Below are 13,677 nucleotides of genomic sequence, written 5' to 3'. Positions count from 1 at the left end.
CCTGAAACGATGGGGGCCAGGAGGGATCGGTGTCCGGATTCGACGTATTGACGCGCGGCGACGTGCTGGACTCGGCGCTGCAGGCGAGGGACTACCTCGTCGGCTGCGGCGTCCCCGGCGCGCTCGCCGCCAAAGACCCGCGGCTGTGGGGGCGGCGCGCGGTCGACCACAGCAGGCTGGGCTGGCTCGACCTGCCGTTCGCCTCCCGCGGGCTGCTGAACCAGGTGGACGGCATGGTCTCCGAGGCGCGCTACTCGGGCCTCGACCACATCGTGCTGATCGGCGTCGGGGCGGAGAGCCTCGCCGCCCAGGCGATCATGGAGGCGCACGCGTCCGCGGTCGCCGCCGACGCGCCGGAGCGGGGCGCCGGCGACCGGCCGACGGGTGAGCTGACCGTCCTCGACGGCGGCGACACCGCGGCGCTCGCGTTCGCGATGGAACGGCTCGACCGGACGCTGGTCGTGCTGTCCAGCAAGGCGGGCGTGTCCCTGGAGGGCGACGCCTACCGGCGGATCTTCGCGGCCGCGTTCCGCGAGCGGGGCCTGTCGGAGCGGGAGATCGCGGGCCGGTTCCTGGTCATCACCGACCACGGGAGCCCGCTGCACGACTTCGCCCGGCAGTGCGGCTACCGGATCGGCCTCACCGACCCCTACCTGCCCGGGCACTACGGGGCCCTGTCGGCGTACGGGCTCGTGCCGGCGGTGCTGGCGGGGGCCGACGCCGAACGGCTGCTGGAGGAGGCGGCGTCGCTGGTGCCGTCGCTCGGCAAGGACGAGGACAACCCGGGCCTGCTGCTCGGCGCGGTCCTCGGCGGCTGCGCGCAGCAGGGGCCGGGCGGGCTGGCCCGCGACAAGGTGCTGCTGCGCGAGCCCGGCGGTCCGGGCGCGCTGAGCGGCTGGATCTCCCAGCTCCTCGCGGTCGGCACCGGCAAGCGGGGCCGCGGCGTGCTGGCGTTCGAGCCGCCGGGCGGGCGCGGCGACTTCCCCGACGTGCACGGGGTGTCGATCAACCCGCGGTCGGCGGCGCAGGACGAGTCCGACACCTCGGTGTGGGCGCCGCTCGGCGCGCAGTTCCTGCTGTGGGAGTACGCGACGGCGGTCGCCGGGTGGCTGCTCGGCGTGAACCCGTTCGAGGCGGGCAGCACCGTCGTGCAGGAGTCCGAGGACGACGCCGCGACGATGCTGCGCACGGCGGGCGGCGGGCCCCTCACCGCGGAGCGGCCGGTGTACGTGGAGGACGACATCGAGGTGCACGCGGACTTCCCGTGGCCGCCCGGCGCGGAGTTGCAGACCGTCCTCGGCGGGCTGGTCGCCTCGGTGCCCAACGACGGTTACCTGTCGGTCATGACGTATCTGTCGGGCGACTTCTCCGGCCGGTACCTCGCGCCGTCGATGGCCCGCGCGTCCGGGCGTCCCGTCGCCTACGGGCCGGGCCCGGGATACCCCCACGCGACGGGGCCGGTGCACAAGGACGGGCCGGGCAACGGCGCGTTCCTCATCATCACCGGCGACCCCGCGCCGGGTGACGTCCTCGCCACCCACCCCGTCCCCGGCCGCCCGTACAGCCTGGCGCAGCTGCAGCTCGCGCGGGCCCTCGCCGAGCTGCGGGCGCTGCGCGAGCGCAGGCTGCCGGTGATCCGGCTGCATCTGCGCGACCCGGTGGAGGGCGCGGGCAGGCTCACCGAGGCGATGCGGGCGGTGGCGGGGGCACGCCGACCGTGACGTTCACCGCCGTCGTCTCGGGGGAGACGGCCATCACCGCCCGCGAGCCGCTGCCGGCGGCGCGGACCGGGACGGCACGCCAGGACAAGAGGGCAGGATGCTTGAAGGGGTAGTACCACAGGGCGCCGCGGCACCGGAGACGGTGCGGCCGCGGGCGGCGCCGCCGGAGCACGCGCTATCGAAGGGGGCCACGTGACCGACCCAGCCAACCCGCTCCGCGACCCGCGGGATAAGCGCCTCCCCCGGGTGGCCGGGCCGTGCGTGCTCGTGCTCTTCGGCGTGACCGGCGACCTGTCCCGCAAGAAGCTGCTGCCGGCGATCTACGACCTGGCGAACCGGGGGCTGCTGCCGCCCGGGTTCTCCCTGGTCGGCTTCGCCCGCCGCGAATGGGACCACCAGGACTTCCGGGAGATCGCCCACGAGTCGGTCAAGGAGCACGCGCGGACCCCGTTCCGCGAGGACGTCTGGACGCACCTGTCGGAGGGCATGCACTTCGTCCCCGGCACGTTCGACGATCCGGGCGCGTTCGACGCGCTCACGATGGCGGTCAAGGAGCTGGACGCCACCCGCGGCACGGGCGGGAACTACGCGTTCTACCTGTCGATCCCGCCGAAGTTCTTCCCGCAGGTGGTGGAGCAGCTGCAGCGCTGCGGCCTCGCCGAACGCACCCCCGACTCCTGGCGCCGGGTCGTCATCGAGAAGCCGTTCGGCCACGACCTGAAGTCGGCGGTGGAGCTGAACGACACGGTGCACCGCGTCTTCCCCGAGGAGTCGATCTTCCGGATCGACCACTACCTCGGCAAGGAGACGGTGCAGAACATCCTGGCGATGCGGTTCGCCAACTCGATGTTCGAGCCGATCTGGAACCGGTCGTTCGTCGACCACGTGCAGATCACGATGGCCGAGGACATCGGCATCGGCGGCCGGGCCGGGTACTACGACGGGATCGGCGCGGCCCGCGACGTCATCCAGAACCACCTGCTGCAGCTGCTGGCGCTGACGGCGATGGAGGAACCCACGTCGTTCAGCGCCGAGGCCGTCCGCGCCGAGAAGGCCAAGATCCTCTCCTCGGTGCGGGTGTCGGGCGACATGGCCACCGCCACCGCGCGGGGGCAGTACGCGGCGGGCTGGCAGGGCGGCGTGAACGTCCGCGGCTACCTGGACGAGGACGGCATCCCCGCCGAGTCCCGCACCGAGACCTACGCCGCGGTCAAGCTGCAGATCGACAACCGCCGCTGGGCCGGCGTCCCGTTCTACCTGCGCACCGGCAAGCGGCTGAGCCGCCGGGTGACGGAGGTGGCGATGGTGTTCCAGAAGGCGCCGCACCTGCCGTTCTCCGAGACCGACACCGAGGAGCTCGGGCAGAACGCCCTGGTCATGCGGGTCCAGCCGGACGAGGGCATCACGGTCCGGTTCGGCTCGAAGGTGCCGGGCACCTCGATGGAGATCCGCGACGTCAACATGGACTTCGCCTACGGCGAGTCGTTCACCGAGACCTCCCCCGAGGCGTACGAGCGGCTGCTGCTGGACGTGCTGATCGGCGACCCGCCGCTGTTCCCGCGCCAGGAGGAGGTCGAGCTGTCCTGGAAGATCCTCGACCCGATCGAGGAGTACTGGGCGAGCCGCGGGGGGCTCGACCAGTACAAGTCCGGCGGCTACGGCCCGGTCTGCGCCGACGAGCTGATGGCGCGCGACGGGCGCGCCTGGCGGCGGCTCTAGAGGAAACGGGGGCTGTAGATGAACATCGACCTCACCGGCACCACCACCCGCAAGATCCAGGACGCGCTGACGCAGTCGCGGCACCTGATGGGCGGGCCCGCCGTCGGCATGGTACTCACGCTGATCATCGTGACGGACGAGTCGGCCCAGTACGACGCGGTGCGCGCGGCGACGGAGGCCGCCCGCGAGCACCCCTGCCGGGTGCTGACCGTGATCTCGCGCGACCCGCGGGGCGGCTCGTCCCGGCTGGACGCCGAGATCCGGATGGGCGAGACCGGGCCGGGCGAGACGGTGCTGCTGCGCATGTACGGGCCGCTCGCCGAGCACGCCGACTCGGTCGTCGTGCCGCTGCTGATGCCCGACACGCCCGTGGTGACGTGGTGGCCGGGCGGCAAGGTGCCGAAGGTCCCGGGCAGGGACCCGCTCGGGACGCTGGCGCAGCGGCGGGTGACCGACTCCTACGCGGCCCGCGACCGGCTCGGCACCCTCGCGCAGCTCGCCGCGGGGTACCGGCCGGGCGACACCGACTTCGCGTGGACGCGGCTGACGTCGTGGCGGTCGCTGCTGGCCGCCGCGCTGGACCAGCAGCACGACGCGGTCGTCGCCGGGGAGGTCGAGGCCGAGCCGGACAGCCCGAGCGCGGAGCTGCTGGCGGCGTGGCTGTCGATCCGGCTGGGCGTCCCGATCAGCCGGACGGTCTCCGAGGGCCCCGGCCTCACCGGCGCCCGGCTCGTCACGACGAGCGGCGACATCCGGATCCACCGCCCGGACGGGCGGATCGCGACGCTGTCCCGGCCCGGCCAGCCGGACCGGCAGGTGTCGCTGGTGCGGCGGCCGGTGGCCGAGCTGCTGGCCGAGGAGCTGCGGCGCCTCGACCCCGACGAGGTGTACCACGAGGCCGCCATCCGGTTCGCGAAGGATCTCGCGGGCGGGACGGACGAGGGCGTGGCGAGCGACCCGCTGTCGGCGACGGCGGAGGCGGCGCGGACGCGTCCCGCCAAGCGGGCCGCGGAACAGGCCGCCGCGGAGGACGCCGCGAATCGGGACGCCGGCGAGGCGGGCGGGGAGGACGGGGCATGAGCGTGCCCGAGGTCCTCCTCCACCGCGACCAGGGCATGCTCGCCGAGGCGGCCGCGGCCCGGCTGGTCACCCGGATCGCGGACGCCCAGGCGGCGCGGGGCGCGGCGTCGGTCGTGCTGACCGGCGGCGGCGCCGGCACGGCGGTCTTGGCCGCGCTGGGCGGCGCTGCGGCGCGCGACGCGGTCGACTGGGGGCGCCTGGACGTGTGGTGGGGCGACGAGCGGTTCCTGCCCGCCGGGGACCCGGAGCGCAACGAGACCGGTGCCAGGGAGGCGCTGCTCGACCACGTCCCGCTGGATCCGGCGCGGGTGCACCCGATGCCGGCCGCGGACGGGCCGGACGGCGCCGACCCGGAGGCCGCGGCGTCCCGGTACGCCGACGAGCTGCTGTTCGCCGCGCACCCCGGAGGGGCGCCCAGGTCGGCGTTCGCCGTCCCCTCCTTCGACGTGCTGATGCTGGGCGTGGGCCCGGACGCGCACGTGGCGTCGCTGTTCCCGGGGCTGCCGGCGGTGGCCGAGACGCGGCGCCCGGCGGTGGCCGTCCACGACGCCCCGAAGCCGCCGCCGACGCGGATCTCGCTGACGTTCCCGGTGCTGCGGGCCGCACGGGAGGTGTGGGTGCTGGCGGCGGGCGAGTCGAAGGCCGGCGCCGTCCGGCTCGGGCTGTCGGGGGCGGATCCGGCGGCGGCGCCGGTCGCGGCGGCCCGGGGCCGGGAGCGGACGCTGTTCCTGCTGGACGTCGCCGCGGCGTCGCGCCTGCCGGCCGGGCACTCCCCCGCGCCGTGACCGGGCTTCCGCACCGCTGACCCGACTTGGCGGAACCGCTGCTCCGCCATGGGAGAACCGAAAGAGTGCCGACACTCCCGCTTGCCTTCCGCAAAACCGCGCATAACCTGACCATGGGGTTGCCCGTGTCGAGCGTGAGGAGTTCGCAGGTGCTCATTGGTCGGACCGGGACGAGGATCGCGGCGGTCATCGGGGCGGCGGTCATCGCGGTCGCCGGCTGCTCGTCCGGCGGCGACGGCGGAGCGGGCGGGGGCGACGGCAAGGGCTCGGACGCGGTGACGCTGTCCATCACGCCCGCGACCGGCACCGAGCAGGTCGCGCCGGAGAAGCCCGTCACCGTCAAGGCGGACAACGGCAGGCTGACGGACGTCACCCTCACCTACGGCAAGAAGAACGAGAAGGCCGAGGGCACGCTCGCGGAGGACGGCGGGTCGTGGAAGTCGTCGTGGTCGCTGAGGCCGTCCACGACGTACACGGTCACCGCCAAGGGCGCCGGCGACGACGGCAAGGAGGTCACCGAGACCTCCACCTTCACGACGCTGAAGCCCCAGGGGAAGCTGGAGAGCGGCATGTCGCCGCTGGACGGCGAGACGGTCGGCGTCGGTATGCCGATCCAGCTGCTGCTGTCCAGGCCGGTGAGCACGAAGGCCGGCAAGGTCGCGGTGGAGAAGTCCCTGGAGGTCCGGATGTCGGAGCCGGTCCAGGGCGCCTGGTACTGGATGAGCGACAAGGAGGTCCAGTTCCGGCCGCGCGAGTACTGGCCGACCGGGCAGAAGGTGGAGGTCACCGCGCATCTCGCGGGCGTGAAGATCGCCGACGGCGTGTACGGCGTCGCGGACCGCACCGCGAGCTTCACGGTCGGCGAGCGGCACATCACCACCGTGGACGCCCGCAGGCACCGCGCGACGGTGACGAAGAACGGTGAGACCGTGAAGAACATCAAGGTCAGCCTCGGCAAGCCCGGCTACGAGAGCTACAGCGGGACGATGATCGTCCAAGAGAAGGCGAAGAACATCATCATGGACTCGGCGACCACCGGAAACCCGGGCGAGTACCGGATCCCGACGAAGTGGAACGTCCGCCTCACCTACAGCGGCGTGTTCGTCCACTCGGCGCCGTGGTCGACCACCTCGCAGGGCGAGGAGAACGTCAGCCACGGGTGCGTCAACATGTCGCCGGGGAACGCCAAGTGGTTCTACGACCTCTCCAACCGGGGCGACATCGTCAAGGTGGAGGGGACGTCCCGCAAGCTTCGGTTCGGCAACGGGCCGACGCCGTGGGCGAAGTCCTGGGAGGACTGGCTGGCGGGCAGCGCGACCGGCGAGCCGGTCACCGGCGCCCCGCTGACGTGACGCCTCTCATATGGCCCGCGCCGCGTGCGGCCGGTGAGATCACTGGCAGACTGGGGGCATGCAGAAGCTCTCGTTGGACGCACACGCACGTGACCAGCTGAAGCGCGCCGCGGCCGGCTCCACCGGGCGCAGCGCCGACACCGTCTACGGCGGTCACGAGCGCGTCCTGCGCCAGACCGTGATCGCGCTGACCTCGGGCACGACGCTGGCCGAGCACGAGAACCCCGGCGAGGCCACGCTCATGGTCCTGCAGGGGCGGGTCCGGCTGCTGAGCGGGGAGCACGCCTGGGACGGGATCTCCGGCGACCTCATCATCATCCCGGACGCGCGGCACAGCCTTGAGGCCCTGGAGGACTCCGCCGTCCTGCTCACGGTCGCCAAGACCCGCTGAGCCGGCGACCCGCCGGGAACCGGCCTGACGGGCCGGTTCCTCAGCCGCGGCGCAGGTGCGCGAGGCAGGCGCCGGGTTCGGCGAAGGGTTCCAGCCGGTGCGCCTCGACCGGCGCGTCCAGTTCGGTGAGCGCCCCCTGCATGAGCCCCAGGTGGACGTCGCAGACGAGCGGCCCGTACTCCTCGGCCAGTTCGAGGAACGGGCAGTGCCGCAGCCGGATGACGTCCCCGGAGGGCTTCGGGGCGAAGTCCAGGTCGTCCAGGAGGGCGGTCAGCCGGCCGGCCGCCTCCTCCTCGGTCAGCCGCTGGAACGGCGGCGGGCGGTCGACGAGGAACCGGCCCCATTCGCGGCCCGCCTGCGCGGCGTTCTCGCGTCCCTCGGCACCGTCGGCCGCCAGGCGGCTGAGCAGGATCTGGGCGAGCAGCCGGTAGCCGCGGGCGCCGCCGCGGTCCATCCCGGGCCGTGCGGCGTAGACGGTGCGGGGGCGCCCGGGACCGGAGGGCTGCTCGACGGTGCGCTCGACCGCGCCGTCGGCGGCCAGGGCGTCCAGGTGGAAGCGCGCGGTGTTGGCGTGCACGCCGAGCCGCTCCGCGACGTCGGTGACCCCGAGCGGGGCACGGGCGTCGCGCAGGACGTCCAGAACCTCACGCCGGCGGGAACGTTCGCGTTCGCTCGCCATGCCGCACATCCCCTCCCTGCGGCGGCACCGAGACCGGGCGCCGGTCACAGTGCGCTCCACCACGTTTTCACAAATACTACTGTGTTAATCGTGGAATGAGGAGCGCACCGTGACCGGGCGCCGGGACGGACGCCGGTACTCGCGACCAAAGTCGATGCGGTGGCCGACCTGCGGACGCATGCCGGGGCGGGGCGGCGTGGCTAACGTTGGGCCCGTGGACCTCAGGCGATCGTGGCGCGACTGGCTCGGGGACGCGGGGATCACCGCGGCCGCCGGCCTGCTCGGGCTGTTCCTGCTCCAGGCGTCGATCGAGGACCCGCCCTACCCCGGGGAGGAGATCTCGGTCCGCTTCGAGCTGGCGGCGGGCGCGGTGTCCCTCGGCGTCCTGCTGCTGTGGCGGCGCCGCCACCCGGTCGCCGTCGCGGTGACGATGATCGTCCTGCAGTGGGCGGCGACGACGGTCTTCGGCACGGCCGCGGTCGCCGTGTACTCCCTGGCGATGCTCCGGCCCTGGCGGATCGCCCTGCCCGTCGCCGCCACGAGCCTGACGCTGATCATCGGGATGTTCCGGCTGCTGTCGGCTCCGGACTTCCTGGAGGGCGCGGTCGTGTTCGCGCTGCTGTACGCGGTGGCGGTCACGACGGGGATGCTCGTCCGGTCCCGGCGGATGCTCATCGCGTCGCTGAAGGAGCGGGCCCGCGCGGCCGAGACCGAGCAGCGGCTGCGCGTCGAGGAGGCCCGGCTCCTGGAACGCGAGCGGATCGCCCGGGAGATGCACGACGTCCTCGCGCACCGGATCTCGCTGCTGGCGGTGCACGCCGGGGCGCTGGAGTTCCGCCCGGACATGCCGGACGACCAGCGCGAGGCCGCCGGGGTCATCCGGCGGAGCGCGCACGACGCCATGGAGGACCTGCGCGAGGTGATCGGCGTCCTGCGCGACGACACGCCCGGCGCGGACCCGGAACGGCCGCAGCCGACACTGGCCGACGTGTCCGCGCTCGTCGAGGAGTCGCGGCGCGCAGGCGGCCGCGTCACGCTGGACGACGGCGTCCCGGACCCGGACCGTGTCCCGCCCCGGGTGGGCCGGCACGCCTACCGGATCGTCCAGGAAGGGCTGACCAACGCCCGCAAGCACGCGCCCGGCGCCCGTGTCGAGGTGCGCCTGGCCGCCGGGACGGACCTGGACATCGAGATCGTCAACGCGCTGCCGGCGGACCGGCCCGCCCTCGCGATGCCCGGGTCGGGCGCGGGCCTCGTCGGCCTCGCCGAGCGGGTGGCGCTGCTGGGCGGCACGCTGGAGCACGGCCGCACCGGCGACGGCCGGTTCCGGTTGCGCGCCCGCCTCCCCCTCCGGACCGCATAAGATCACGCATGTCCCCGCCGGACGGAGGGAAGGGTCACCGGCATGGCAGCGAACTCCTCGTCCTCACCCGACCTCGAAGAACTCGACCGGGCCCAGTGCATGGCGCTGCTCGGCGAGGGCGGCATCGGCCGCGTGGCGTTCGACGACGGGGAGGGACCCACGGTGGTCCCTGTGAACTACGCCGTCGACGGGGACGCGGTGGTCTTCCGCACGTCGGTCTCGGGCCGGGTGAACCGCAGCCTGCTGACGTCCGTGGTCGGCGGCGAGGTCAGGGCGGCCTTCGAGGTCGACCGGTACGACGAGGCGAGCCGCAAGGGGTGGAGCGTCCTGCTGCGCGGCGGCGTCCACCCGCTGAGCGACGAGGAGAAGGCGGCCGCCGCGCGGGTCGAGCCGTGGGCCGGCGGCGAGCGCGAGGCTTGGTTCCGGCTGGCGGCGCGGGAGGTCAGCGGGCGGCGGGTGCACCGGCCGTAGCCGGTGCGAAGGCCCTGCTGCCCCGCGAGGCCGTAGGGTGACGGGATGGACTCCCCCACCATCCGGGTGCTGATCGTGGACGACGACGCGCTCGTCCGCGCCGGCCTGTCCATGATGCTGTCGAACGCCGCCGACCTGGAGATCGTGGGGGATGTCGCCGACGGCGCGGAGGTCGTGGCCGCCGTCAACCAGCACCGCCCCGACGTCGTCCTGATGGACATCCGGATGCCGCGGCTGGACGGGCTCGCGGCGACCGAGCTGCTGCGCTCCCGCCGCGAACCGCCCGAGATCATCATCCTGACGACGTTCGACTCCGACGACCACATCGTGCGCGCGATGCGGGCGGGCGCGAGCGGCTTCCTGCTGAAGCACACCCCGCCGCCGGACATCATCCGGGCGGTCCGGGAGGTCGCCGCCGGGGAGCCGATGATGTCGCCGGCGGTGCTGCGCAAGATGATGTCCTACGTCGCCGGCTCCGGCGCCGACCCGCGCCAGGCCCGGGCACGGGAGCTGCTGGACCGGCTGAGCGACGGCGAGCGCGCCGTGGCGGCGCTCGTCGGCCAGGGCCGCACCAACGGCGAGATCGGCAAGGAGCTGTCGCTCAGTGTCGCCACGGTCAAGGCGTACGTGTCGCGGCTGCTGACGAAGCTGGAGCTGAACAACCGCGTCCAGATAGCCCTCCTCGTCCACGACGCCGCCCTCGACGAGTGAGCCGTGGCACGGCACCTCCCCCGTATCGCCGTCCGAACAGGGGAAGGAAGTCAGCCCGGTTCGGCAGAGCCGCCGGAATGCTGAATCTCGTTCAGCAGTCTCGCGCATTCCGCCACGAGTCGCTGGTCACCACACTGGCCAAATTCTCCTCGCGCCCGAGCGATGTCCGCGGTCGCCTCCGCCCGGCGATTCGAGGCCATGAACATCCGTCCTCGAGTCAGGACGGCGCGTCCGACCCCGGGGCGAGCCTGTAGGCGCTCGAATATCTCTAAAGCGTCGTCGCAGGCCGACTTCGCTTCCGCGTATCTGCGTTCAATCGTCCGCGCTTCGGCCAGCAATGTGAGGCAGTCTCCTACTCCTAGAGGATTTTCAATGTGCCTGTAGAGCCGGAGCGCGCGGCCCGCGTGGTCCGCGCCCACCACAGGATCGCCTTCACTCAAAGCCACTTGAGCGAGCAGCGTCAGCGCGTGAGCCTCACCAAGCGGGTTCTCGACCTCGAGGTAGAGCTTTTGGGCCTCAGCGGCAAGGTCGGCTGCCTCTTCGACGCATCCCCCTTCGAGCTTGACGGCTCCTAGGAGGAGGAGAGCATTACCGAGTCCGAGCTTGTTCGTCGTCTTCCGATGAAAGGCGATTTCTTTCTGGGCATCCGCTTCCGCCTCCTCAAGTCGACTCCTTGCGAGGTTGATCCTGCCGAAGATATGAACGGCTCCCGCCTCTTTAAATGCTTCGCCTGTCTGACCGTAAATCTCCAGCGCCCGTGATGCGGATGCCACGGCCTCATCCATTCGGCCGAGTAGCAGGCTGAGGTCCGCCACCATGCCGTGCGCGGCGGCGAGGCCCCTGAGGTCGCCATGGGTTTCATAGAGACCAGCCGCCTCCGACACATCGGCCAGCGCGGCGACCAGTTCCGCTCTGCCGCACTTGACGTGTGCCTGGAGTTCCAAGGCCCGGGCCTGGCCCAACTCGTCGTCCATCGACTGGTAGATTCCGAGACTTCGGCTTGCGGCTTCCTGCGCCTGCTCGGTGTCCATCTGAGCGAGATGGAGGTGGCCCTGCATATGCAGGACGGCCGCAACTCCCCGCTCATCGCCTGCCTCCTGGAACCCTCGCCGCGCCTTTTCGGAAGCGGCGAAGGCACGCGGCAGGTCCAACTTGCGGTGGGCGACCTCCGCCAGCCTGAGTTGCGCTTCTCCCGTCAGGCCACTGTCGCCGGAGGCCTCCGCCAAGGCGTGGCCCCGCCGCAACTGCTCCTCGGCCGCATCCAGTCGCAGCTGGAAAAACGCAATCCTGCCGCCGGCGATCAACGCCTTGGCCCTTAGACGGCGACTCTCCTTCTCAATCGAACGGCCACCGCCGATGTGGGCCGCATCCGCCACTTCTACAAGTTGCAATGCCTTGTCGAACTCGTAGCGCGAGAGCGCGGCATCGACCTCGACTTCCCAGGAGCGCATAGCGTCCGTATCACCTACCGAAATCCGATGGTAGAGTACTTCGAGAGGATCGCCGCGGTCATCGAAGAAATTCGCTGCGGAGGCATGGAGTCGCCCGAGGGCATCGGGGCTCTCATCCGCAGCGAAGGAAAGTACGGCACTTCTTATGAGCGGATGCATCCTGGCCTCGAACCGGCCGCCTTCGCCGCGGCGGGACTGCACAAACGAATATGCACGGATTCGCTCGTACCACGCCGAGCCGTCGTCCTCGAACTCGCCCCTCTCCCCCAGCAAACGAGTGAGCAAGGGTTTTTCGATCTTCCGAGCAACCGCCGCCGCGATCACCCGAGACCTGTCTCGCTTCGGGATACGTCCGAGCAGTGTGCGACTCACCCAGCTGGCGCGCGGCTCGGAACGGTAGCTGCGATCGAGCAGGTCGCCGACCTCACTCAAGGGAGTGTCGGCCGAGGGCAGCACATCTGCTAGCACATTGGTCCACAATGGGTGTCCCAGGGCGACGGAATGGACTTGGGCCGCCACTTCAGGACCCATCCCTCGTCCCCGCAAAACCTCCCTCGTATACTCTTCCTCCCACTCGGTGAGCTCAATGCTCTCGACCTTCAGGCCATAGGGTAGAACCAACTCCTCTCTTCCGGCGAGGACGAACTTTAGACCTGGCCAAGCACGAGAAAGTTCCGCGATCAGACTTGTCGTGAGCCAATGAGACACGCTACCGGACATCAACGGAGAAACGGATCCGTCCAACATGTTTCCGTCAAGGAAATGCAATCGCTCGGTCGTGTCGAAACAAATAAAAGACGGCGCCCCTGCACCAGCCACCGAAACCGCTTTCTCGATTTCTACCATCAAGCCTGCGGTCAGCATTTCTCTCTGCTCACTTTTCAACAGTGAGTACCGGTGGCCAACGCCGACATCTACGTTAATTTCGACGTCGGAGATATTTCCGTGTCTGGTCGCCCGCTGATCGATGGAAAACGAAGGGGTCGCGCGAATGAATTCGCGCATCTCCCTGTTCGCCGCCTGCACAAGGCGCCAGTAGGCGGTGAGCTGCCGTCCATGCCACGCTTCGAAACATCTCGCCACCATGTTGAGAGTCTGCTGGGCCAGGTGGACTTCGTTTCGTAAATCGCCACCACCGAGATCAACAAGTTGCTCGAGATCGATCACCTCGCAGCAGGCGTCGTACTCTCCGGCAATACTTGCTTGAAAGTACGAGAGCATAGTGGATTTGCCCTGACCGCCGACCCCCCAGAGCATGAGCGCACGGGTGGTGTCGTTCGTGCAGAGCCGGTGCATGGCCGTGACGACTTGGATGCGATCAACAATCGCAGTGCTGTGAACCACCGTCCCCCCGCTACGAGCTCGTGTCGATGTTCTGGTTCTCTATCGACCCCCCATCCGCGTGCCTGTCGATCTTTGCCCCTTCAGCACGCACCTTTGAACGCGATATTCTACCATCATTTTCTGCCTTTTCAGAAACTTCTGCACCGCTTGACGCGGTGATCCTTCCGGAACGGATACTGCCGCCGCTCTGCGCCCTCTGAGTCACGATGGTCCCGCGCGGTTCGACCGCTCGGCCGCGCTCCATCCACGTCAGCGCGGCCGTGGCCGCCACCAGGCCAGCCAGACTCAGCGCCAGGATCCATGTGAAGGAACTTGTAACCATGTTGGTAATCAGGCCTATGGCAGCCGCCAGGAGAACCGAAAGCACACCGAGGATCTTGAAGCGCTTCGAGGGAGCGTCCATGTTGATCACCTTCCCGAGGCTTCGAGCACTGCGGCACCCATGCGGCCGGACGGCCGACGCCTTCCGCTGTCCGCGCCACCACGCGAGCTTCGCTGGCCGATACAGGCCAGTTTCGCCGCGACAGACGTAAGACGCATGCCTTCATCATCATAGTGATCGGGTATGGGGCTTGTTGTCCAGTGGTTCTCATCCGCGTGGCGTTGGGTG

At 70.7% G+C, this 13,677-nt stretch carries 12 protein-coding genes; 9 read left to right on the top strand and 3 right to left on the bottom strand.

The window, feature by feature from the left end:
* Positions 1-29: 29 nt before the first annotated feature.
* The 6 genes from E1289_RS02440 to E1289_RS02415 all read left to right on the top strand — a co-directional run bounded on the left by E1289_RS02440 (position 30) and on the right by E1289_RS02415 (position 7,048).
* The gene (locus tag E1289_RS02440; protein WP_131974792.1) at positions 30-1,721 is read left to right on the top strand and encodes a phosphoheptose isomerase; all 1,692 of its coding nucleotides are present in this window, start codon (positions 30-32) and stop codon (positions 1,719-1,721) included.
* 192 nt (positions 1,722-1,913) lie between these two features.
* Positions 1,914-3,440, top strand: coding sequence for a glucose-6-phosphate dehydrogenase (gene zwf / locus E1289_RS02435; RefSeq protein WP_131974790.1), 1,527 nt, complete (start codon positions 1,914-1,916; stop codon positions 3,438-3,440).
* An 18-nt stretch (positions 3,441-3,458) separates the two neighbouring features.
* Positions 3,459-4,520, top strand: coding sequence for a glucose-6-phosphate dehydrogenase assembly protein OpcA (locus E1289_RS02430; protein WP_131974788.1), 1,062 nt, complete (start codon positions 3,459-3,461; stop codon positions 4,518-4,520).
* Entirely contained in the window at positions 4,517-5,305 is a 789-nt protein-coding gene (gene pgl, locus E1289_RS02425) for a 6-phosphogluconolactonase (RefSeq protein WP_131974786.1), read from the top strand. The genes E1289_RS02430 and pgl overlap by 4 nt, the downstream gene beginning before the upstream one ends.
* Before the next feature lie 149 nt (positions 5,306-5,454).
* The gene (locus E1289_RS02420) at positions 5,455-6,657 is read left to right on the top strand and encodes an Ig-like domain-containing protein (RefSeq protein ID WP_243712558.1); all 1,203 of its coding nucleotides are present in this window, start codon (positions 5,455-5,457) and stop codon (positions 6,655-6,657) included.
* Positions 6,658-6,715: 58 nt separating this feature from the next.
* The gene (locus E1289_RS02415; RefSeq protein WP_131974782.1) at positions 6,716-7,048 is read left to right on the top strand and encodes a cupin domain-containing protein; all 333 of its coding nucleotides are present in this window, start codon (positions 6,716-6,718) and stop codon (positions 7,046-7,048) included.
* Between the two features lie 40 nt (positions 7,049-7,088).
* Here E1289_RS02415 and E1289_RS02410 read toward each other — a convergent pair whose 3' ends face one another.
* Complete coding sequence (locus tag E1289_RS02410) at positions 7,089-7,727, bottom strand: helix-turn-helix domain-containing protein (protein WP_207928732.1); 639 nt, start codon at positions 7,725-7,727, stop codon at positions 7,089-7,091.
* 214 nt (positions 7,728-7,941) lie between these two features.
* Here E1289_RS02410 and E1289_RS02405 point away from each other — a divergent pair, with 214 nt between their 5' ends.
* The 3 genes from E1289_RS02405 to E1289_RS02395 are packed head-to-tail and all read left to right on the top strand — an operon-like array spanning position 7,942 to position 10,272.
* A complete protein-coding gene (locus E1289_RS02405; protein WP_243712556.1) occupies positions 7,942-9,090 on the top strand; it encodes a histidine kinase in 1,149 nt (382 codons plus the stop codon).
* A gap of 42 nt (positions 9,091-9,132) precedes the next feature.
* Positions 9,133-9,561, top strand: coding sequence for a pyridoxamine 5'-phosphate oxidase family protein (locus E1289_RS02400; RefSeq protein WP_131974778.1), 429 nt, complete (start codon positions 9,133-9,135; stop codon positions 9,559-9,561).
* 45 nt (positions 9,562-9,606) lie between these two features.
* Positions 9,607-10,272 (top strand): response regulator transcription factor, encoded by a 666-nt coding sequence (locus E1289_RS02395; protein ID WP_131974776.1) that lies wholly within the window; start codon positions 9,607-9,609, stop codon positions 10,270-10,272.
* Between the two features lie 50 nt (positions 10,273-10,322).
* Here the strand turns inward: E1289_RS02395 and E1289_RS02390 are convergent, their stop codons facing one another.
* Both E1289_RS02390 and E1289_RS02385 read right to left on the bottom strand, forming a co-directional pair.
* Entirely contained in the window at positions 10,323-13,067 is a 2,745-nt protein-coding gene (locus E1289_RS02390) for a hypothetical protein (RefSeq protein WP_131974774.1), read from the bottom strand.
* A 10-nt stretch (positions 13,068-13,077) separates the two neighbouring features.
* Positions 13,078-13,470, bottom strand: a complete 393-nt coding sequence (locus E1289_RS02385; protein ID WP_131974772.1) for a hypothetical protein — start codon at positions 13,468-13,470, stop codon at positions 13,078-13,080.
* Positions 13,471-13,677 lie beyond the last annotated feature (207 nt).

It is taken from the genome of Actinomadura sp. 6K520 (genome assembly GCF_004349245.1).
In the GTDB taxonomy this organism is placed as follows: Bacteria; Actinomycetota; Actinomycetes; order Streptosporangiales; family Streptosporangiaceae; genus Spirillospora.
Note: the sequence above shows the minus strand (reverse complement) of the source record. Positions and strands in the feature narration are given on the sequence as shown.

What these genes read in the sequence shown, in the direction of transcription:
- E1289_RS02430 (WP_131974788.1), top strand. Translation starts at nt 3,459, where the DNA reads ATGAACATCGACCTCACCGGCACCACCACCCGCAAGATCCAGGACGCG.
- pgl (WP_131974786.1), top strand. Translation starts at nt 4,517, where the DNA reads ATGAGCGTGCCCGAGGTCCTCCTCCACCGCGACCAGGGCATGCTCGCC.
- E1289_RS02415 (WP_131974782.1), top strand. Translation starts at nt 6,716, where the DNA reads ATGCAGAAGCTCTCGTTGGACGCACACGCACGTGACCAGCTGAAGCGC.
- E1289_RS02410 (WP_207928732.1), bottom strand. Translation starts at nt 7,727, where the DNA reads ATGGCGAGCGAACGCGAACGTTCCCGCCGGCGTGAGGTTCTGGACGTC.
- E1289_RS02400 (WP_131974778.1), top strand. Translation starts at nt 9,133, where the DNA reads ATGGCAGCGAACTCCTCGTCCTCACCCGACCTCGAAGAACTCGACCGG.
- E1289_RS02395 (WP_131974776.1), top strand. Translation starts at nt 9,607, where the DNA reads ATGGACTCCCCCACCATCCGGGTGCTGATCGTGGACGACGACGCGCTC.
- E1289_RS02385 (WP_131974772.1), bottom strand. Translation starts at nt 13,470, where the DNA reads ATGGACGCTCCCTCGAAGCGCTTCAAGATCCTCGGTGTGCTTTCGGTT.